Raw genomic sequence first — 20,974 nt, forward strand, 5'->3', positions numbered from 1 at the left:
TGTACGTGTTACCCCCGAGAATTCTACGGTCGGTACAGCGTAATTTCGTGAAACCATCTCATTGTCGCGGACAACTCGTTTGAGTTCGGCGTATGGATTGCGTCCCTGCTGGCAACTATACGCTGTCGGAACATTTGGATGTGGCCGTTGCTCATCCAACCAAGCTGACGCTGATCGCTGACACTGACAAAAAGACTGATCGTATCGATGCCAAAGAGTTAGCTCGGATGGTTCGGCTTGATGCAGTGCCAGAAAGGTACGTCCCGCCAGAACAGATCAGGGAAGCCTGCGCACTCGTGCGCGGGCGACAGAAGTTGGTCGAGAACCGAACCAATTTTGCGAACAAGGTACACGGTCTCCTTTCCGAACACGGGATCACTGAAGATATCAAGCCGCTGAGTGTCTCGGGGCGAGAGTCCCTGCGGGACCTCTCGCTCCCGACGCCGTGGGACGAGTTACTCACGTCGTATCTGGAGATAATCGAAACCCTCACCGATGAGATTGACCGGCTTGAAGCTGCAATCGAAGACCGCGCTGGGTCTCTGCGCGAGACCCAGCTGCTCATGTCGATTCCTGGCGTGAGCTACTATTCGGCGCTGATGATCTACGCATAGGTTGGCGAGGTGGATCGGTTTGACCGAGACAAAGAAGTGGTGAGCTACGCTGGATTGAACCCAGTGATCCGCGAGTCCGGCGACTCGCGGATCAAGGGTGGGATTTCGAAACGAGGATCACGCCAATTACGTTGGATCCTCGTCCAGTGTGCACGTACAGCTGTCCATACCTGTGAAGATGCGTATTTGAGCCGATTCTACGATCGGTTAGCGGGAAAGAAAGGGTCGCAGAAAGCAATTGTTGCGACGGCTCGGAAACTGCTCGTCTCTATCTACCACATGCTTGATCGAGAGGAGGTGTATGATCCACCAGGTGTAAGTAGCTGAGCACCGCCGAGCGGCGGCGCTCGCAGGCCGGGTCGTAGGCCGCACCAGCCACAGCTACAGCACAAGATGTCTTCCGCCTGCCACAGTCTCAGGATTGTATCGGGTCGTGGTATTGTGGTTCTCGTACCTATCCTCAGTACAGCCTTGTTTCATGGTAACAATTATGTCGCTCACGGTGGTTTATTTAGGTAGCAGAATTTCCATAGGTAAAGACGGATGATCCCCGACCAAAGTAAGCATTTGGCGTGTGAGTATCCACCGTTGACACTGGACACTTCACGCGGCAGAAAGTGGTTGATATATGCTTTGAGGATGCCCGTATTCATACTCCGACTCTCTCAGTCGAACAACTAATTACTGCCCCCAAGGTTTCACAGAATTCCACCTGGTGGTAGTTCTGCAGAATGATCTACTGGATACGATCTCTGTATGTAGCAGCGATTCCGAGCAGGTTTTAAGAATTGCAACAGGGCCGATATATCTATCACGAGGATGTCAGAGCAAACGGACAGAGAGACACGCCAGTTATCGGACGTGAACGACCGGCGGGCTGACTCAGTATACTGTACTCCAATATCGCTAGTTGTCCACTCTGGCTCAAGGGACCAGTTGCTAACAAATAGCGGTCAGAATGAAGCGACTGAATCATTCGTGTAATTCAAACTGTCTGCTAATATATAGAGTGCGTTGGCGTTTAACAGTTCATTTTATTTGAAAACGTACGCAGAACCTGCAAACCTTCCGTTTGGGTCCTCGTCAGCCACTGCTCCAATGAGTGCGGCGGAACCGTCGCTTGCCAGTGACGCCGAGAAGCCGAACCCATCGCCTTGATCGCCGTCATTGGCAGTGAGTTTGGCTACCTGTTGCCATTGACCTCCTGTGTCTTTGAAGACATACGCTGACCCTGCCTGCTCGCCGTTTGGGTCCTCGTCACGCGCTGCTCCAATGAGTGCGGCGGAACCGTCACTTGCCAGTGACACCGAATAGCCAAACGCATCGCCTTGATCGCCGTCATTGGCAGTAAGTTTGGCTACCTGTTGCCAGTTTCCACCAGTTTCCTCAAAGACGTACGCCGCCCCATTTTCGTCGATGCGGGCTCCAATGAGTGCGGCGGAACCGTCGCTTGCCAGTGACACCGAATAGCCAACTGGGAATTCCAACCCTTCAGAAGTTTCACTCTCAGCGGTAATTCTGGCTCCCTGTTGCCAGCTTCCACCAGTTTCCTCAAAGATGTACGCCGCCCCATTCCCGTCGTCGCGGGCTCCAACAAGTGCCACGGCACCATTGGATGCTATCGATACCCCCCCACCGTATCTATCATATGTGTTTCCCCCATCAGGTGTGAGATCTGTTATCTGTTGCCAGTTTCCATCTTTTTCTTCGAACACGACTGGTGAACCTATGACAGTCCCAACGATAGCTGTGGTGCCGTCAGCAGCTATAGACGTTGAGCAGCCAAATTCATTATTCTGCCTACCGTTCTCATCAGTAAGTTTGGAAACTTGTTCAAACGAAGAGAATTGAATAGCATCTGAGCCATCACCATTATTTTCATCTCCATCTTCATTTCTATCATCCTCATTGGCGGGAGAGTCCTCTTCTACATCAGTGTCGTCACTTTCCAAAGCGCCACACCCAGCCATTCCAACTGTTCCAACACCTGCAACTATTGCGAGAAGCCTCCGTCTCTGTGATGAAACCATAAAAGGAACTGTCTTTCTCTGTATGTAGTTATTATAAGTATAATCAAGTATTCAATTATTATAACATGCGCCCGCATTGGTCTTTAGTTAGATTTTACACCTCGGTTGTATAGTCGCTAGTTGTCCACTCTCTTGATCGCGGCGGCAGCAAGAGTTCGGTCTGACACGGTAAGGTCGCTGATACGAGACGAAATACACTTCTGACGCCACGGATCGTCAAGAGAAAAAGTCATAAATCTGGTTGGTCTCGGCTGTAGTCGTCGTTCAGACCAATTTCCGAAGACAGCTGTGGCTGTTCGCCAGCCTCGCTTCGCCTGAAGCGAGGCGACTCAGCCGAGTCCGTGTTCGTATCCTGCTGGCAGTCCTTCTCCGTTCGTCCGATACTCCTCTTTCCAGCTGAGTTCGTCGTCTAACACCCGTTCGATCCCGTGCAGAAACGCATCACCAAACGCGAATGTTTTCGGGAGTGCTCGCCCGCCACGCCGTGGTCGGGCGAGCACGGCCCACTGTAACACGAGCCACAACTGCTCTAACAGAAACCCCACGTAGAACAACCGGATTGTCGTCGATGGCGTTGTTGTCAGGGCGCGCGCTTCTCGGAACTTCTCGTAGCTCTTCTCTATCCGTGACCGCTTGTTGTAGGTCGTAGCGACTTGCGCGGGCGTGCGGTCTTCCAGACCGTATGCCGCGTATCCTGTCGCTTTCACACCAGACTTTCCGCGGTCACCGTTCTGATAGGTGACGTTCACCGCCAGTGGATACGTCTGTTCGTGCTCCTTCCCTTCGCAAATCGTCTCTTCGGTCATGTGTGACGCGGTCTTGGAGAGTTTCTCCCGGAGCGAGTCTTTCCGGGTTATGACCGGAAAGACTGGCGGTGCTGTCTCCCGAAGAACACCGATTAACTCCCCGACAAAGGCGTCTCTGTCCATGAGGATCTGGTCGGTCTCGAACGGGTATGTCTCGACGCGGGCGAGCACACGCTCGACCGCGTCGGCCTTGCTGTCCTCACCGTCAACTGGTTCAACCGCCAGTGTGAGTGGCTTTCCCTGTGCGATGACGAACGCAGTACAGTACCGGTGACACTTCGTGGTTCCGTCCCGTGCGTCCATTCTCCTGAACTCATCTTCGTCGTCTGGATGACCGTGGAACGGATTGTCCATGAAGTCCAGACAGATGGTTCTCGACCCGCCGCGGTCGAGAACCGTCATCGCCACCAGTGCGAGGACATCGTTGACAGCATCAAGCATCGGCTCTTTCTCCAAGGTGTGCAACCAGTCCATCACTGGCTCGCGGTTTGGCGTGTCCTCAGTGTTCGTCGTAACACCGTTGACTGAGGTTGTGTCAACAGCAGCTCGTAAGACGACTTCCATGATCTCCTCGGAATCGAGGCCGGAGCCCTCGATTCCTTCCATCGGTATCAGCTCAGGCAACTCCATGCTAAGAGACTTCAACTGCCTGTTCGAAATGTACTCGTCCGGATCTGTGAGGATGCGTTTGAGTCTTGGGAACTCCATCACACACAGGAATCCGGACAGCGGCTGAATCAGGCGACTGATTCAGTCGCGTCATTCTGATCACTACGTGTCAGTAACTGGTCCTTTGAGCCAGAGTGGACAACTAGAATATCTGCTATTCGACGACTTCTTCGTCGGCTTCGTCGTTCCCGCCACGGAATTTTTTCAGCGTTACAATTCCAACCACGACAGCTACTGCGGCAAGGATTCCTTTCTTTAGTTTTCCCATGTACCTCTCTCGCTCACGTAAATCAAATAGTCTTCTGATTTATTTACGGACTAGCAGTCGTCTACTGTTGGCCAGAACTCTTGACACCAACGAACAGTTTCAGAGTCGGAAGACGTAGGCGAGAACTTGTACTGAAATGGCGCTCTTTATTCAGTACCAGCGATCAGTCCCATCGAAAATCACACAGAAGGGACTGATGGTGGCGGGTTCCACAATGTTGTTGACAACGATGGTGCCTTCGAAAGCGACACTGTACAGGAGGAAGGGTCCGAATTCGAGTATACATTCGACAGTGAGGGCGTGTATAAATACGTCTGTACGCCACACGAAGTAATCGGGATGAAAGGCGTCGTCGTTGTCAGCTGAAACAAGAAGGCGACTCCACGAAAATCCCGCTGAAATCCCTGAAGTGTGATGTTATCATAGAGTCCTGAATGTCGATCCCTCCCATGCACTATCAAGGACGGTAACGTGACAGACGATCCGATAACTAGTCGAAGAGTGCGTCGCCTCGCTCTTTCACCCGCCGAGTTCGCTCTTCGCTGTAGGATTCGTGGGTCGTCTCGATACTCTTGTGTCGAAGGGCGTCCTGAGCGAGTTCGGCCTGTTCTTGATAGAGGGTGTCTCCGAGTCCACGCCGTGCGCCGTGTGGTTTGAGTGGCTCGGCAAACTCGTACTGTGAATCTGCACAAAGGCGTTTCAAAATCCGCCGGACACCATCGGTACCGAGTGACGGCGGACAGGATCCGTTGTCTCGGAGATCATCCCACACGGTGTCTGGTGAAGTCTCGACATCAGCAGGCAACTCGCCATAGAGTGTCGGGAGGTGCATTGTCGGCAGTACCGGCCAGTCATCGGTCGGCGGATCGAGCAGTTGCTTCCAGCGCCGGAGCGGTTCGATCGCCGGTTCGAACAGTGGTGCCTCTTCCCACTCGCGGCTCTTCCCGTAGACGAAGATGATCCCATCGTTGAGATCCAGATCTGTCCAGCCCACTCCGTTGCGTTTCTCATCCTCACTGACGGCTGCGATTTCTGCACCACGACACCCGCTGTAGGCCAGCAAATAGACAAGTGCACGATCACGGTAGGCTTTGAAGCGGTCCCTATCCCGATTGCCCGCACTGTCAAGCACTTCATCGACGACCTGGTCCGTCGTTGCACAGATCGCGTCGCGTTCTCGCTCACTCCAGAACTGTCGGTCGGGTTCGCTTGATACGTCGGGCAGTGGCTCGGTCGCTGTCTCTGTTCTGGCAGGGTTGCGGTCGAGATACTGGTCGCGAACAGCCCACCCGAGCCAGGCAGCCACGTAGTCGTAATACTGCGTCACCGTGCTGCCAGCAGTGATCTCCGAGTCCTCGTCATCTAAGCACGCTCGCAATGCCCGGGCAAACTGGCGGAGGTCATAGCTGTCGATTGCCTCGACTGTTTCGACGCCACGCTCTCGGCGCAACCATTCGGCGAAGAGCCGCAGTACGTGTGCGTTGTTACGTTTGTACTTCCCTGAGTCGAGATCAGCCAGTCGATCCTGGATTGCTGCCTCGAGGACATCATCCCTGGGGGTAGCATCGAACTGAGTGGGCTGCACCATTCGTGCTGACCCGACGGCGGCGGGTGACTAATAACCACTCGGTCTTACTGAACTAAGCACGAGTGGCTACACACACCACGTTTCCCGAGAAAACCGCCAGACAGCAGTCTGATCACTATTCTATAAACCATAGAACGCTATAGCCAATTACCGCGAATTTTTGACCTTTCTAAAAGGTCATAATTGAATATCAGAACGGGGGACTATCAGACGGAAACTTTGAGACACCGATTACATGCGATTACGAGGGTGGTTGCCGTGACTGGTGGCAGTAGTCGGTCTTCTACCATGGACCGCTCGGAAATCCTCGGATATAGCAGAAATAATTCAGTACTCAGTAGATATATATCTGTACAGATGCTAAGATAATTACGGAGACAGCACACATGGATCTCACTGATATTCCAGACGATGCGTATGCCGGCGACGAATCCCCGCCAGATCTCAACGAACTGGAGTCCCCCGATTCACTGCTCACGGGAGGGCCGATCCGCGAGCGCATCCTTGCTGTCGTTACCGGACTGCGAACCCCAACGAAGGTGTCCGAAATCGCTGAGCTTGCTGACTGCGATACCGAAACTGCCCGAAGCTATCTCGAGTGGTTCCACGAGATGGGACTGGTTCATTCCCACGACGGTCCCCCAGTCAGATACGAACGCAACGAGGCGTACTTCCAGTGGCGACGTATCAACCACATCCGTGAACAATACTCCGAGCAGGAGATTGTCGAGGCACTCTCGGACACCATTGACCGCATCGACGAGTACAGATCCCAGTTCGACACAGACGATCCCGACAATGTCTCTCTCGTCGAAGCAAGCCAAGATATGCCAACCGAAGACGCCTGGGAGGGGCTTTCCGAATGGAAAACCCTCAAACGCAGAGCTGCTCTCCTTGACGCGGCGCGGCGTGACAGCCCAGTCTCGGGGAGCACTCCTCGTGGAATCGATGCCTGACTCTCCGTCCGACCCGCCTCGGACGGGCCCGGTTGATACAGAACTGCTTGATCAGATTGCTGCATACCTTTCTAGAACTGCTCGGTTTGATGATGTTCAGTCGCGTCCCGCATATGCGCCCACCACTGTCGTCGCAGACTACAATCTTGGTTACTTTCCTGGCGGGGTTGCGCGTGCGTCTCTTCGAATCCGGTGGTTCGAAACCGACGACTTCAGCATCCACTACTCCGAGCAATACCAGACAAACGATTCTTGGGAATGTCGCTGGGATCGTCACCCAAACGATCATAACACTCGCGAACACGTCCATCCGCCTCCGGATGCACGGACACCGGGCGAGGACACTGACTATCCAAACGAGTGGCGGGAGGTTCTTGCCACCATACTCACCCATCTTGACGAACGGATCGAGGCATTCTGGACCGAGTAGTTCTCACCAGTACAGGGAGTACTCACAACATTTCCGCAATGATCTCTAACCGGGATTGCGGACGCTGGGGGGGTGGGTGCCGAGGTCTTACCAAACATTTGTTTGCTTCTAAATTCTATTGTTTGGTAAGAAAATGACAGCACTTACTGAAGCGGTATCCTGAGATCCAAGAGGCGTATTTTTCCGGCGGTGGGTTCCGGAAGGTTGGGTACTACGTGAGGACAACGGGAGTGGTGTCGGAGGGAGTGATTGAACGGTATATCGAGGGGACAGAACACTGCTTTCTCCCTCTTGCACGGCAACTCTGATGGATTTCTGATAAGCAACACATTTCGCCAGTAACATCTTGACCTGTACTAAGCGCTGGCCACTCCGTAAGACCCTTTCTATGACAGGCTTGCTTCACTTGCAATGGTGGTGTGTGGCTCCTGTATTTGAGACGATACTGGAACCTTGCAGCTATTATATTAGTCTCTCCAAAGACGGCTCACTCATCTTCGTCTGAGGGAGGCCGTTCAGACAACCGGTCGAACCGACTCTGGGCTGATTCGCGTCGTTCCTCTGTTTTGCTCGCATTGTAGGTCGCACCATGTAATTCTCCGTCCTGCACTTCGACTGTGAGCACGGCATCGGCGTGCTGCCCATCCTCGGGCAACGCTGCTGGGTCGACAAGCAGTTCGTAGGCGTCCGCCCCATCCTCTTCGAGGAGCACGGCTGCGAGGCCGTCTTCGATCCGGTCGACAACAGCCGTGTACGCTCCGTCGGGGATCATGAGTACTCCTCCATCAGCACACGTTCTCCTTCACTGGTCCTGACAATAACGGTATCGCCGCCATTGTTCCAGACTGGACTGCCGGCATCCCAGTACAGTTCTGTCTCGGTGTCAGTCCCACTGCCGGTCCGTACCGTCACCGATGCCCCGGGTTCGAGTGTGAATTCAGTCGGGAACGTGTACTGCTTCCCGACTTCGTCTTCGACTGTCCAGCTGCCCAGTGCCAACGCTTCATCACCGGTGTTCTCGAAAACAATGTACTCGTCATTGAGATTCTCCTGATCGTCGCCCGCTGCATCGGCGTGGATTGTCTGGATCGCAAGCTCTCCACCAGTATCCGTGTCGCTGTCGTCGTCGGTGTCAGCGTCAGTGTTGGTGTCCGTCGTGTCTGTCGTGTCCTCGATCGGGCCGGCACCGATCTGCTCGCGTTCACTCACCTCCCCGTTCGTGCCCGGTTCGATTGGGTCGCCATCGAACAGCGACAGCGGGTCAGTTGGCGCTGACTGCTGTGTCCGGATCGAGACACCCTCACCATTCGAGACAAAGACCACGTCGCCATGTGTCGCCGTCCAGTAGGTCGTGATCGACCGGTCGGCGAAAATCTGGAGGACTTCATCGTGAGGGTGGCCGTACTGGGAGTCATAAGCACTCGAAATGACCGCTACCTGTGGATCCGCCGCGTCTACCAATGCATCGCTACTGGAACTGCTGCTGCCGTGATGGCCCGCCTTGTAGATCGTCGAATTGAGCGCGGAACCATACTCTTCAACCAGATACGACTCCTGTTGCTCCTCAGCATCGCCGGTATAGAGGAAACTCGTCTGTCCGTATGCAAACCGCAGGACAATACTGTTCTCGTTGCGATCCTCACCACTGAGATACTCTTCCGGTGGGCCAAGCACATCTACGTCGACGTCCTCGAACGGAATGGAATCTCTTTCCTGAGTCCTGAACAACTGGACGTTATATTCCTCGACAGCATCGAGGTACTCATTGTAGGTGTTGGTACTGGCAGGAATCCCTGGATCGTAGACTGTGCCAACACCATCCGCTTCAGTTTCGTAATACTCGATGATAACGGCGTTCCCGCCGATGTGATCGGCGTCATTATGCGAGGTGACGAGATAGTCGATCCGGTCGATATCATGACGTTGTAGGTAGGAGAGGACATGCTCGCCGTTATCGTTGAAATGGCCAGTATCGATGAGCATCGTCTCACCGGTTGGTCCGACAACCAACGTCGCGGCGGACTGGCCGACATTGATATTATGGACAGCCAGTGTACCATTCGCCTCGAACTCGCTGAGTGAGTCATCCTGTTCGATATCTGTTGGGGCATCTTCTCCGCCAGCATCGGATAACGTTGCGCATCCAGACAGAATAACCAGGATTGCCAGTAGGATAAGTGCGAGCGAGCGAGACAGCTTCATACCCGACGATTGGGAGCCGGCGGTATAGATGCAGGGGTGTCAGCGCGTTCCCAACTTGACACTCAAATGACTCCAGCGCTTGCGAACTGACCGCTGAGAGTTATACCAAACCTCGTATATTTTCTAGAAGCGGTGCAAGATAGAGCGCACGTATTCAGCATCAGACTATTTGAATCAGGACTATAGTCAAGTAACTCCAGCCACCACTCGACATAGGAAAAAGTATGTCGTCGACACTCCCGATCCCGGTAGACATCACACTCTCAGACGTTGAATACGTCGTCTCGGACTTGCATCTAAACCACCAGAACATCATTGAGTACTGTCGCAACGACAAGTTCGACGCGACGCAGTCAGGTCTCGATGACATGAACTGGCACCTGCTGGCGGAGTGGAACCGTCATGTCGGGTCCGATGAGACAGTCGTCTTTGTCGGTGATTTCGCCTGGTTTATCGATCAGGATCCGATCACGCAGCGGAAGGTCGATAATCTCTGGGATGCCTTGGCCGGCGAGAAGGTGTTTGTCCGAGGGGACCACGACCATGTGGTTCCCACGAGCGCTGAGACGGTCGTCTATTCGGCGGAGATACAGCGTGAAGAACGAACGTACTTCGTCAGTCACTTTCCGGGTGATACACCTGAGTCCCTACCTGGAAAGGGCATGCCAGACGACTTTAAGCAGGTACTTCCCGACGCATTCGCTGATCGACTGGAGTGTTGGCGGATCCACGGTCATCACCACAACAACTGGCCGGACCTGTACCCGCTCGTCAATCCCGACCGGCAGACGGTCAACTGCTCTGTCGAACTGACTGACTACAGGCCACTTTCTATGGACATGATTGACGAATTTGTAGCACACAATGAGTGGAAACAATCTCTGTGACGACTAGATTCAAACTGAATAAACTAAATGACGACTGACTGCTGCATAGACACTGACGGCACAGAACAAAGGGGGGGTTCGTGAGAACACATAGTCAGATTATCACCAGTCAATCTGACCCCCACAGATCAAGAGCCGAAATATTCCCGACTATAATTCCACAGAATTGAGATTTCCGTCACAGAACCCCCTCTTCTTTCTCTATCCCGCTGATTTTTCCCGCTTCGCCTCCGATTCGACGAATCGTGAGGCTCGCTTCAGATTTGTGCCGATAGCTTTCGCTATGGACGCATTCTTTACCTTGATCGTCCCTGTGAACCGTGTTTTCTCTCCATCCTGGTGATACACCTCGTTGACCAGCGACTCAGCTCCGGCACGTAAGTTCAGAAACTCCTCTTCTGCCGGATCGTCGAACCGCTTGCGTCAATGCGCAAGCTCTAATTTCCGTTCGTAGAATCCGTAGCTATAGAACCGCTGTTGTTCCTGCACGAAACACTCCTCTTTGTGCGGACACCCTTCGCAGAAGTCGCTGTTCATCCGTCCTGAAATACGACCACTCTCCTCCTTGTACCGTTGTTCGAATGGTTCGTGTCCTGCCGGACACGCAACCATTCTGTGACCATCCCACTCTGCATCGGCCAGCGATAACTTCTCATCAGGAGGTCGAGTACCAGTCAACCCGGTGAAGTGCTGCGTGATCCCCTGATCACTGCAGCACGCCTCTACCTCTTTGTGCGTGTAGCCACCGTCCACGAGCAGGTCAGTTAAACCAGTTTCTGTGGGGAGTGTTGGGATATCTTTTGCCAACATGTCACCGTCATCTGTGTTATTCGTATCCACGCGAACGGTTGTGATGAGTCGAAACGGATTGTCGCCACCGCAGGTTTCAGCGACATTGGCTTTGTATCCACAAGAGGACGTTCCCTTCTTGCGTCGGTACGTTGCTTCGACATCGTGAGGATTCTGCATCGAACCACTACCGACCTTGTCGGGCTCTTTCAGCCCGACGCGGTCTTGCTTGGTCTCGTCTTCGCCAGTATTCACTGTGTCCTCATCTCTCTGTTCTCGTTGTTCGGTGTCTCCACTGGTGCTGAAGCTTCTGATTGGTTCCCAGCCCGGTGACGAGTCACCGGGCGACTCTTCGGTCTTTTCGTCTCCAGATGGCTCAGCTTCTTCGAGTTCTGCAATGCGATAACATTGCTCGTCAAGAACCTGTTGCAGATGGTCGAAACTCTCCAAGCCAGCGTATTTTGGGTCACTCTCGAATCGCTCAACGAGCCACGCAGTGTGCTCGATGAGCGTTTCCATGGTTGAGTCAACCTCATCTGGTTCCAATTCGTAGGACAACTCCAAATTCTCCGTGCTGGCAAACTCGTCGATTCCAGCGGGCAATTCGCGGACGATCTCGTCGAAAGGATCGTCCACGAAGTTGTGAACGACCTTGGCGATGAGATCAATCCGGGAGAGATGCTTGATGTTTGCCTCAATGAACGTCGAATCCATCCGCTGCGTACTCCCGTCGATATCAAACTCTTCTTGCAGGTGGTTGCGGTGGTCTTCAAAGACCTCGTGTAGCAAATCTTCACCAGTCTCTTCTTCGTGTTCCATCAGCCGATTTCGGAAGTTAGTAAACGTCTTCGTACAGATGTTGTCGCCGAGAGTTTCCTTCCCGAGCGCGTTCCGGACGCAGAAATTAAACAGATACGCATCTTCGAGCTGGTCATCAGAGAGGCCGAGCAAATGCTTGATTATCTCCAACGATACCAGTTCGTTGACTGGCTTGTTCGGACGGCTATACCCGTCGTGGTATAGCCGTTCGAACTTCGTTTCATCAATCTGAGTAAAAACATGTTCGTAGAAGTGGGTAGACCAGTGGTTCTGTAATTTCTTCTTTACACAGGGTTGTAGGTCTTTAACAGGCGAAAAAAGTGTCTGCTGTTCATGCTCATTATGTTGTTTAAACACGTTATCAACCAGCCTATTGATTTATTGGTCTGCTGAAGTAAATAACTTACGTACATTATTTTAAAATGTTATACGATAAATATTTGAAATAGTTCAGTCACTCATCGGCTACCCTTTCTACGGTGCCGTCAGACACTCTGCATGGTACGGCAATTCTGATGGATTGTTGAAAGGCAGACTATCTCGATGCGTTCACGACCGTTCTCAGCAACCATCGCCTGAATCGTATCAGGTGAATATAGGATGAGTGGCTCCTGAGTACGTCGCACCGCCTAATCCAAAATAGCCAATTAAAGAGTTATTGACGCCTAGTAGAAAGTATTGCCAAATTCCCGGGGCTATCTCTTACAAATTCGATCCATATCTCGGTTTGGACGAGGGGACTTGAGAGTATCAACAACGTCAAAAAGTTCGTCCACCGACTCTCTATAGACACGACAGAGTCTCGAAATGGCAGACCGCATCGTCGATCAGCGTGGCGGCGTGTGCGACCAGTGCGGAACAGCGTATCAGTCACTCTCACAGCACTGGTCGCGGAGCCAGTCCTGTGAGTATCGGTCGTTATCTGGCCACCAGCGCGAGATCGTTCGCGGCTTGTTACTCGGCGACGGCTCTCTCGAAGCGAATGACCTTGCATATCTTCGGTGTGCGTCGAAACGGCTGGAACACCTGCAGTGGGTGTCTGACGAACTTGGCTGGCTTGCTCGCGGCGTCACCTACGATTCGAGCGACACCTACCGTCTCCGGACGATGAGCCATCCCAATCTCGGTCGGTACTGGACGTGGATGGAAGCGCCGTCGACGGGCTATTCGCTGACACCGACAGCAGCGCGTGTCTGGTACGCCTGCGATGGCACGCTCACCTTCGGCGGGTCAAGCGACGTGCCACAGGTCGTATTCACCGCGACGGCTGACGCCAAGCGAGCGGCGATCAGACAGTTGCTTGCCCAGCGCGGGTTCCAACCAATGGAGTGGCAGCGACGTGTTGCACTCCCCCGCGAGAAAACGAAGCCGTGGCTCAAATGGCTCGGTGAACCAACTCCCGGAAGCGAGTACAAGTGGTGTACCGACGAAACAACGTATCGTCAACTGCGGTGAGACGCGAAATCCTCGTTTGACGGACTGCCAGACAAGGCGAATACAGTCGAGAAGAGCATCGCAACTGCCTCGGCGTCCAGCCCCGGGCATCCGACTCGCAATTCTGTGAACACGGGATCATTCTGAACGAGTCGTGATCAGAACAGACACATTCCCGTCCGTCCACATGATCTTACATGGGAAAAACCGTTGACGAGCTGCGAAACGAAATCAGAGTCTCGACGGATCGGTTCGAGCGCGAGATTGCAGCCTCATTTACGAAGGAGGACCTTGCAGCGATTTGCGAAACTGTCGGGTATGAGATCAACCATGATCCGTTGCCTCCGAAGCCGCAAATGCGAGCCGGCATTCTGTCCGAGATTGGTGTCCGTGGTGACGATGAGACCACCGAGACTGGCCGCCCATTTCGGAAGGCAGAACTCAAATCGATTGCAAATGCTCTCAACGAGTAGGACACTACATCAGTACTTCTCTGAGCTATGAGCCCGCAGAGTTTTTCTCTGTATGTTGGGACCTTCGGTTGTGTGTTTTCTGGACCCACCTTATGTAACATTGATACTCTCTGTAGTCCCGTCTATGCTACATAAGGCGATGACACAACCAGAACCCCCAGCGTCTCTCTCAAAGTACCTTGCAAAGGGGTCCCGAAACAGGATGTGGACACGCTTCGCGATATCCGCGAGTACGTCGATGCTCTGATCGCGCCAGCGGCGCTGCAGCCGATTTGCACGGGCCGTATCTGTACCGGTACTATCGTGATGGCGGCGAATTGACCTCAGAGTATCTCGGGAAGCCGTGAAGATCTTATTTAATTTTGCACCTTAATTCCATGTCTCCTCACATAAGGAATTGCTTTGCTCGGCCTGCTGCAACGACCATAATACCGATTGTCTCTATGTCGAATTTGGAATAAAAACACAACAAGATTGGCTCCTACGGGTGATCGATGGAAGGTAGATACGTGACGATCTAATCTTAATTGGAGACTATCGCAATCCTAACTCGTCAACGCACTCTGTAAACTCCTCGCCGTCCATCTCCTCAATCGTCGAAATTCCGTGCTGTATCACCACTGGATAGTAGTGCTTCTGCTTCCGGATTTGCCAGTCACATTCGTACTCGAACCGCTGGTACTCTCCGTCGAACGCATTGAGCTGGTCAAGATCGTCACTGTCTGGCACGTATACCATCCGACCGGTCCAATCTTCTTTTGGATTAACTGTATTATCTGGATTATCTGGATTTTCTGAACTAGTTGAGTTATCTGTATTATCCAGATTATCTGTGTTATCTGTATCAAATCGACTAGCCAATTTTTCAGCAGCCTCGTCACGGTCGGTCATGCGAGATCACCTTTGTTGTCGATTAGGTAGGTTGCAAGCCGCCGCAACTCATCTTCCTGATCGCACTCCTCGTCATGGCCGAATATCGAGACGCCTTCATTGAACGCTCGCTTCACAGCCGCGCGATTACGGAACTCGAAGATTGGGACATGCTCGCCAAATGCCTGTTCGAACCACTGCAACATCTCTTTCTGCTCACCATCAAGCGGGTAATCGATGTTAGAAACTACGATTGCCTCTTCATTGATGTCCACGCTAAAGTTCGATTCTAGCGTCTCTATTTGTTTGAACAGAATATCGATCGCGCGAATACTGGTATCCTCTGCTTCGGCTGGAATGATTAGATTCTGGCACGCCAGCAGCGCATTGTCGGTGAGATGCCCCAGTGATGGCGGTGCATCGACAATAACGAAGTCGTAGCCCTCTAAGCCTTCCATCAGCGTCGAGAGTTTTCCCGACCCTTCATACTCGTCACGAGCTCCTGCTCCAGTTGGAACATATCGATTGTCGCTGGTACAATATCAAACTCCTCGTGAGACAGTATCAAATCTCCGAGAGAGTGACTGCCTGGCGAAAGCATCGCGCTGTACTGGTTCGGCTCATCGGCGGTGTATGCGTCGTCGAAACCAACACCCATCGTCAGATAGCCTTGGGGATCACAGTCCCAAAGTAGTACGTCCTGACCTGATCGTTCAACGCGCCGCCAATGTTGATTGCATCAGTTGTCTTCCCGACGCCACCCTTTTGATTCGATACAGCTAGTTTTGACAGATTATCTGTGTTATCCGGCATAGTTTGCTTATACAGTATATCCAGATAATCTGGATAATCACTATTAAAACTACGTCAGACAAGGGGTAAACAGACTATCTTTCCTTATATTCGGCTAATAGTTAGAGAGATATCAGGAGGCCTCCGATGAGTTCTGACAGGAGATCGCGACAGGACGGTTCGATGTTGTGATAATTTACGAAAAATCCTGGAGGTATCAGTTGGATACGACTGAGATTTACGTCGACAACCTTGGTTTTCAACAGACGACCTTGCCTTCCAGCCACTCGCGATCAATGACCTGATTCTCAATCAGGATGTGACGGGGAAGGTTATCTTCACTGCAGGACGGGCAGACGCCAAGCAGTGAGGTTTCTGAGCAGCATTATGCTTTGAACCTCCTAGAAAGCACTATGGGGTAAACAGGGGGAGATTCGGGGGAGGGTGTGACTGAGGGCCTGAAACATCGCCCTCTACCAAAACCGGAGCACTGGCACCACAAATAGGTCAGGCAACCATAGTGAAAGTAGAAATTGCCAGAATGGAATAAGAACAGAACATGGAATACACTTATTCCATATCGCTTGGAATTCACTTGATAAATGTCTGGAGTTGAGATGAGAAGCAGTGATCTCGACTTATCCGAGATCCGTGAAATACTGGTAGAATCACTTGGCGACTCCGTCAAGTGGCACAGTAACATTGAAAACAAACCACTTGAGCTCCATCTAAAGGATCCGCTCCCCTCGAAAGTCAGACTATACCTGGTGAATCTGGTTCCCTCCGGACGAGCAGAGGAGTTCAAGGTCAATGTCCGTCTTCCCAGCCACGAAGGAGGAAAAGAGGACCATGCTGCTCCTGACCGGTCAGGAGGATATCTCACGATGCTCGGTGGATATCACGAGCATCACGAAGTCTTCGCGTTTTGGGACGATGACCTCCACGAAGAGTACGGATCTGTATCACCTCTCCAAGTCCAAGCTGAAACGATTGGTAAGGCTATGTCCGAAGGCCTGGCAACGCAACAACGGGCTACGGCAGGTCTTGGCGGTGAAACAGTTATCGTAGCTGAACCGGCCCGGGTAGCAGAAGCCCTCCAAATGCGCGACCGTCTAATTCAGATCCGCAGCCTTCTGAACACGCATCTCCCAGAAGGGTGGCGGGAGAACGGTTCAAGAGCTCAGACCATTGAGAGAGTGGTAGACGTATTCCTTGAGAACACTCCTCGAGATGTACCTACGACAGAACGTAGAGAGAAAGCACAGGAAATTGTAGCTGAAGAGCTCGATATCACGGTAGGAACAGTTGAAGGCAAATTCCGGGGAGATCTGTGGGAGGACAGAGAACAACCCAGTGAAGGGTACCAGAAAGGGTATGTTGATCCAATACTGGAAGAGATTGAGACAGAATGGAGAGACGACCGGGAAAACGAAATTGAGGACTTGCTGGATGAAGAAGGGCCGGGCCACCCTCTCTCGAACTATATCCGGGAAAATGAATCCTCAATCTCTATCTATACTTACTCCGCATCACCGGAACACTGGCTTACATCCGCCAGATACAACGCGATTCCTTTTGCGGACAACGACCAAGATCGCTACGATGAGCTCTCATTTGGAGATGTTATCTTGTTTTATTCGGAGGCAGAACCGGTTTCTGAGGAACTAGAGGAACAACCTGCTGGCCTGATCGGTGCTGCCATAATCGGTGACAAGTATACGAAAGAAGAGGACTGGTGGTGGAAGGAATACGAGGACGATGAAGATCTTCCATTAGTCGCAGCGTTTGATCGTGTGTTCTACACCGGTGCAATCGATGATCTTGATTTTGACCTTGACAACCCGATAACGGAGAAGGAGGATTCGGAGCTTAGAGAAGATCTGGGTTTGCTGACTGCAGGCCTTCTTGATATTTCCACGGCGCACAGTATCTGTCACGACGCTCTCGATGAGCGAATGCCTGTAGAAGATACCTTAGCCCACTTCACCGACATAGATGGCTCCAGTGAAGTAATCCGGCCACTGCACTGATCGCAGAGATGGCTTCTGACCTCCGAGAAGCGCCATCAATCAATATTCACACCGAGTTCTCCGGGTCAATAGATGATGATCTGCTTGAAGGCCTGCATTTTCCTGATGGAGAGCAGGAGATACTTGATCAAATCGAGGCAGCGCTGCACGCCGGAAAAAACGTTATTCTGACAGGACCGCCGGGAACAGGGAAGACGGAGGTAGCTCAGCGAGTCACCAACAAGCTTGCTCAGAAGTATCCGTGGATGTATTCGGACTCGGAGATGACGACTGCAACCTCTGACTGGTCTACCTTCGACACGGTCGGCGGATATATGCCGGACCAAGATGAAGAAACAGATGGGAACCTGTCGTTTTCGTCAGGAATCGTTCTGAACCGGTACAAGGACAGGCAGACGGAAAAACAGGTGAATGAACCCTTAGTGATCGACGAGCTCAACCGGGCAGATATCGACAAGGCATTCGGCCAGCTTTTCACTGTTCTCTCAGGTCAGTCAGTCCAACTACCGTACACAAAGGACAACGAAGAGGTAGAGATCACATCTGCCAACGCGCTTGGCGGTCTTCCGAGATCTCACCAGTACGTCGTTCCTGAGTCATGGGTTATCTTTGCTACAATGAACACCTATGACAAGACCTCATTGTATGAGATGAGCTACGCCTTCATGCGGCGTTTCTCGTTTATCCCCATCGACGTGCCAGAGCTTCCAGAGGCAGACGACCCAGATGAGGAAGACAAACTGCTGGAGCTGATGAACGAATATCTGTCCTCTTGGGATGGAATAGATGCAGAAGATAAGGAACTGGTAGCAGTCGCTCGTGTCTGGAGGAACACCAACAACCCCGTCGATTCACGGGCAATAGGCCCTGCAATCGTACAAGACATTCTCAGCACGATAACGCAGTACCCTGGATCGGATACAGACTTAGAGACTCGTCTTACCAACGCGGTGATCAGCTACATCTTCCCTCAGCTAGAAGGTGTCCCAGAGCGGCGGAAAATCGTCAACAGCATCAAGGCCTCTCCAGAGGTTACTGAGGAGAAGATCAAGGAGGCAGGGAGAGAAATCCTCCAGATCAACTTCGAGGACGATGAATAGAGAAGCAATTATCGACCAACTCAGCCAGGATATCATTTCCTACGTGATGGCTGGGTCGTTCGAAGAGCATCAAGTTGCTCGTGAAATAAAGCCTGAAGATCTCGACGAACGGTTCGAGGACTACAGACTATTACTTGATCTGCACTTCATTCTGAAGAGTGACGTCGTCAATTTCGTTAGAGAGCTCCCGAAACGTCTGAGAAGCATAAGTACTGAAACGAAAACGGTCTCCCGTACACGGAGAGGAACTGTCGACGGCCATATCAACTGGGGTGCAACGATGAAGAAGCGGTACTCTCAGAACCCCGCAGACACATCGCTGTTCGTCTGTGATAACCGATCTGAGGACTACGATACGCCGGAAAACCTGGTTTTGAAGCGGTTGATATCGATCATCTACGAAACGATAGACCAGGCAGAGGAGTACATTAAGCAGGAGTATGGCTGGGCGCAGGATACGTGGCGGGGAGAAGAGGAGTTGATTGATGAGTTGAAGCAGATCGTCGAGCGGAACGTCCATGTCCGCAGGATTCGCTCTCCTGAGACATACGAACCAACAGAGAGGATGATGATTGCGGCAGAAAGCTCCCGACAACCTATCTACCAGGAAGCTGCTGCTCTGCTCCGTACACGAGCAAAGCTGTTAGATGGGGATCATGGGGAGATCAAGGATCTGCTCAACAATACGGCGATCACACCCGATGATGACGAAACGCTGTTCGAACTGTACGTGCTCTTCCGTTTTGTCTCTGTCTTAGAATCTGTCCGTGATCAGCAGGCTCAGTTCAAGCCGATACAGGCGGGGAGAAATGAGATAGCAAAGTTCGCTGGTAAACCCGAATTGGTGCTCTATTACGATCAAGCAGCCACGGATCGTGATCTCTCCTTCGTCACAGAGGAGGACGTTAGTGGCCGCTCTCTGTCGCGGAGTGAAAAGGTGCAGGAGGTAGCTCACGATATCTCATCCCAGTACTTTGGCAAAGAGTTTCAGAACTACACGAATCGTCCTGATGTCATCGTTTTAGAGATACGCGATCCATCGACCCAAACGTACGAATACCTCATCACCGAGGTCAAAAATAGTACAAATACAGGTACTATCAGGACTGGGATCAAGGAAGCGCTTGAATATTTGGCTTTCCTCCGTGTCGACGATGAGTTTGTGTTTGGAGATACAGTTGATGAGGATTATTTCGGAAGTGGATGGAACGGGCTGCTGGTGATCCAAGATCTTGAGGAAGAGACTGCCTCACTTGATGAGCAGTCCGATGCTGAAATCAAGATTCTGCAGGCCTCAGAACTGGAGAGGGGATTAAAGGAAGTGCTTGTGAAAGCTGATCTGAACGCAGAATAGACGAGTTCTACTCGTCGTCGTTGAGGGCGTCCAGCGTGGTTTGCTGGGTGTCATCGATTTCGAATTTCCCGGCTTCATCGGATCGTAGTTGAGTATGAGACGCTCCGTGACCTCGGTTGAACGGGTCTCGTCGTCGTGCTGCTTGTTCATGAACTGTGAACGGCCCTTCTCCACGATGATGTGGTCTTGCAGGCCTTCTGGGACTCGCTGATAGGAGACTGCCCACTTGCCTTCGGTTTCGGTCAGGGTGTTGACGAATCGTTCGTGGTCAAAGTCGCCTTCGTGTCGGTAGAGGGCGTCTCCCTCATCCAGATAGGGGGGATCGCAGTAAAAGAACGTATCCTCGCTGTCGTACCGGTCGATCACCTCAGCGTAATCAAGGTTCTCGATCTGAACGTTCTTGAATCGGTCTGCAAATTCGTGGAGTTTCTCCGTGGCGTTTCTCAGTTTGCGAGCCTTGTTTCTCTGATGAGCACCCGCAAACCCGGAAGCTGTCCGGTATTTTGAAGCGTACTGAGAGTACCGAAGGTAGAAGAACCGACCTGCACGTTCTATCGGGTCGTCAGGCCTTTCGCCGGAGTAGAAGTCGTCTTTCCAGTCCTGATGCTGTTCCCTTGCGTACGGCGTCAGGTTCAGCCACTCGACGAGCTCTTGTTCCCTCTCCCGCAGTACCTCAAAGAACTGAACCAGATCCCCGTCTAGGTCATTGTAGACTTCGGTATGGCTCTCAGGCTTATTCACTAAGACAGCACCGCTACCGCCAAAGACCTCCACGTAGCATTTGTGCTCCGGGAAGTGCTCGATGATCCAGGGAGCAAGATAGGATTTGCCTCCCGGGAACGGAAACACAGACTCTGTCACGA

Annotated in this window: 19 protein-coding genes and 4 pseudogenes; 12 read left to right on the top strand and 11 right to left on the bottom strand. The window is 52.3% G+C overall.

Annotated features, from left to right (window positions below):
- Nucleotides 1-119: 119 nt before the first annotated feature.
- A pseudogene (locus RJT68_RS20620) lies at nt 120-941 on the top strand (IS110 family transposase); the annotation flags it as partial.
- Nucleotides 942-1,648: 707 nt separating this feature from the next.
- Here RJT68_RS20620 and RJT68_RS20625 read toward each other — a convergent pair.
- From RJT68_RS20625 to RJT68_RS20635, 3 genes are all read right to left on the bottom strand, one after another.
- A complete protein-coding gene (locus tag RJT68_RS20625) occupies nt 1,649-2,644 on the bottom strand; it encodes an FG-GAP repeat protein (protein ID WP_128226355.1) in 996 nt (331 codons plus the stop codon).
- A gap of 329 nt (nt 2,645-2,973) precedes the next feature.
- Nucleotides 2,974-4,158 carry an ISH3 family transposase gene (locus RJT68_RS20630; protein ID WP_407040446.1) on the bottom strand — a complete coding sequence of 395 codons (1,185 nt, stop codon included), beginning with the start codon at nt 4,156-4,158 and terminating at the stop codon, nt 2,974-2,976.
- 115 nt (nt 4,159-4,273) lie between these two features.
- Nucleotides 4,274-4,387, bottom strand: coding sequence for a DLW-39 family protein (locus RJT68_RS20635; RefSeq protein ID WP_407040447.1), 114 nt, complete (start codon nt 4,385-4,387; stop codon nt 4,274-4,276).
- A gap of 171 nt (nt 4,388-4,558) precedes the next feature.
- Between RJT68_RS20635 and RJT68_RS20640 the strand changes: the two genes are divergently transcribed.
- Nucleotides 4,559-4,753, top strand: coding sequence for a plastocyanin/azurin family copper-binding protein (locus RJT68_RS20640; protein WP_407040478.1), 195 nt, complete (start codon nt 4,559-4,561; stop codon nt 4,751-4,753).
- 124 nt (nt 4,754-4,877) lie between these two features.
- Here RJT68_RS20640 and RJT68_RS20645 read toward each other — a convergent pair whose 3' ends face one another.
- Entirely contained in the window at nt 4,878-5,975 is a 1,098-nt protein-coding gene (locus RJT68_RS20645; protein WP_128226353.1) for a tyrosine-type recombinase/integrase, read from the bottom strand.
- Between the two features lie 386 nt (nt 5,976-6,361).
- On the opposite strand from RJT68_RS20645, the gene RJT68_RS20650 reads away from it, so the two are divergent.
- The 3 genes and pseudogenes from RJT68_RS20650 to RJT68_RS20660 form a co-directional block, all read left to right on the top strand.
- Nucleotides 6,362-6,931, top strand: a complete 570-nt coding sequence (locus RJT68_RS20650) for a DUF7342 family protein (protein ID WP_128226352.1) — start codon at nt 6,362-6,364, stop codon at nt 6,929-6,931.
- On the top strand, nt 6,924-7,361 hold the full coding sequence (locus RJT68_RS20655; RefSeq protein ID WP_128226351.1) for a hypothetical protein: 438 nt from the start codon (nt 6,924-6,926) through the stop codon (nt 7,359-7,361). The genes RJT68_RS20650 and RJT68_RS20655 overlap by 8 nt, the downstream gene beginning before the upstream one ends.
- A gap of 137 nt (nt 7,362-7,498) precedes the next feature.
- Nucleotides 7,499-7,669, top strand: a pseudogene (locus RJT68_RS20660) (transposase); the annotation flags it as partial.
- A 179-nt stretch (nt 7,670-7,848) separates the two neighbouring features.
- Here the strand turns inward: RJT68_RS20660 and RJT68_RS20665 are convergent.
- Both RJT68_RS20665 and RJT68_RS20670 read right to left on the bottom strand, forming a co-directional pair.
- Nucleotides 7,849-8,133 (bottom strand): DUF3006 domain-containing protein, encoded by a 285-nt coding sequence (locus RJT68_RS20665; protein ID WP_128226350.1) that lies wholly within the window; start codon nt 8,131-8,133, stop codon nt 7,849-7,851.
- Nucleotides 8,130-9,563, bottom strand: coding sequence for an MBL fold metallo-hydrolase (locus tag RJT68_RS20670; protein ID WP_407040465.1), 1,434 nt, complete (start codon nt 9,561-9,563; stop codon nt 8,130-8,132). Before RJT68_RS20670 ends, RJT68_RS20665 begins: the two co-directional genes overlap by 4 nt.
- A 224-nt stretch (nt 9,564-9,787) precedes the next feature.
- On the opposite strand from RJT68_RS20670, the gene RJT68_RS20675 reads away from it, so the two are divergent.
- Nucleotides 9,788-10,450, top strand: a complete 663-nt coding sequence (locus RJT68_RS20675) for a hypothetical protein (RefSeq protein WP_128226348.1) — start codon at nt 9,788-9,790, stop codon at nt 10,448-10,450.
- 423 nt (nt 10,451-10,873) lie between these two features.
- On the opposite strand, the gene RJT68_RS20680 is transcribed toward RJT68_RS20675, so the two are convergent.
- Nucleotides 10,874-12,415 carry a transposase gene (locus RJT68_RS20680; RefSeq protein ID WP_407040466.1) on the bottom strand — a complete coding sequence of 514 codons (1,542 nt, stop codon included), beginning with the start codon at nt 12,413-12,415 and terminating at the stop codon, nt 10,874-10,876.
- Nucleotides 12,416-12,865: 450 nt separating this feature from the next.
- Between RJT68_RS20680 and RJT68_RS20685 the strand changes: the two genes are divergently transcribed.
- The 3 genes and pseudogenes from RJT68_RS20685 to RJT68_RS20695 all read left to right on the top strand — a co-directional run bounded on the left by RJT68_RS20685 (nt 12,866) and on the right by RJT68_RS20695 (nt 14,312).
- Nucleotides 12,866-13,513 carry a hypothetical protein gene (locus RJT68_RS20685; protein WP_128226347.1) on the top strand — a complete coding sequence of 216 codons (648 nt, stop codon included), beginning with the start codon at nt 12,866-12,868 and terminating at the stop codon, nt 13,511-13,513.
- Nucleotides 13,514-13,689: 176 nt separating this feature from the next.
- Nucleotides 13,690-13,965 (top strand): hypothetical protein, encoded by a 276-nt coding sequence (locus tag RJT68_RS20690; protein WP_128226346.1) that lies wholly within the window; start codon nt 13,690-13,692, stop codon nt 13,963-13,965.
- Nucleotides 13,966-14,104: 139 nt separating this feature from the next.
- A pseudogene (locus tag RJT68_RS20695) lies at nt 14,105-14,312 on the top strand (hypothetical protein).
- A 187-nt stretch (nt 14,313-14,499) separates the two neighbouring features.
- Here RJT68_RS20695 and RJT68_RS20700 read toward each other — a convergent pair.
- From RJT68_RS20700 to RJT68_RS20710, 3 genes and pseudogenes are all read right to left on the bottom strand, one after another.
- On the bottom strand, nt 14,500-14,856 hold the full coding sequence (locus RJT68_RS20700) for a hypothetical protein (protein WP_128226345.1): 357 nt from the start codon (nt 14,854-14,856) through the stop codon (nt 14,500-14,502).
- Nucleotides 14,853-15,293 (bottom strand): ParA family protein, encoded by a 441-nt coding sequence (locus RJT68_RS20705; RefSeq protein ID WP_407040467.1) that lies wholly within the window; start codon nt 15,291-15,293, stop codon nt 14,853-14,855. The genes RJT68_RS20700 and RJT68_RS20705 overlap by 4 nt, the downstream gene beginning before the upstream one ends.
- A pseudogene (locus RJT68_RS20710) lies at nt 15,293-15,648 on the bottom strand (ParA family protein). The gene RJT68_RS20705 and the pseudogene RJT68_RS20710 overlap by 1 nt, the downstream one beginning before the upstream one ends.
- A 581-nt stretch (nt 15,649-16,229) precedes the next feature.
- Between RJT68_RS20710 and RJT68_RS20715 the strand changes: the two are divergent.
- From RJT68_RS20715 to RJT68_RS20725, 3 genes are read left to right on the top strand one after another with little or no spacing between them, the layout of a single operon-like run.
- Complete coding sequence (locus RJT68_RS20715; RefSeq protein ID WP_407040468.1) at nt 16,230-17,657, top strand: hypothetical protein; 1,428 nt, start codon at nt 16,230-16,232, stop codon at nt 17,655-17,657.
- Between the two features lie 8 nt (nt 17,658-17,665).
- Nucleotides 17,666-18,757, top strand: a complete 1,092-nt coding sequence (locus RJT68_RS20720) for an AAA family ATPase (protein WP_407040469.1) — start codon at nt 17,666-17,668, stop codon at nt 18,755-18,757.
- Nucleotides 18,750-20,111: a hypothetical protein gene (locus RJT68_RS20725; protein ID WP_128226343.1), complete on the top strand. Its 1,362-nt coding sequence runs from the start codon at nt 18,750-18,752 to the stop codon at nt 20,109-20,111. The genes RJT68_RS20720 and RJT68_RS20725 overlap by 8 nt, the downstream gene beginning before the upstream one ends.
- Here RJT68_RS20725 and RJT68_RS20730 read toward each other — a convergent pair.
- Nucleotides 20,070-20,972 (bottom strand): DNA adenine methylase, encoded by a 903-nt coding sequence (locus tag RJT68_RS20730; RefSeq protein WP_407040470.1) that lies wholly within the window; start codon nt 20,970-20,972, stop codon nt 20,070-20,072. The two genes, RJT68_RS20725 and RJT68_RS20730, sit on opposite strands and share 42 nt — an antisense overlap.
- Nucleotides 20,973-20,974 lie beyond the last annotated feature (2 nt).

Origin of the sequence: Halovalidus salilacus (genome assembly GCF_031852275.1) — an archaeon.
GTDB lineage: Archaea > Halobacteriota > Halobacteria > Halobacteriales > Natrialbaceae > Halovalidus > Halovalidus salilacus.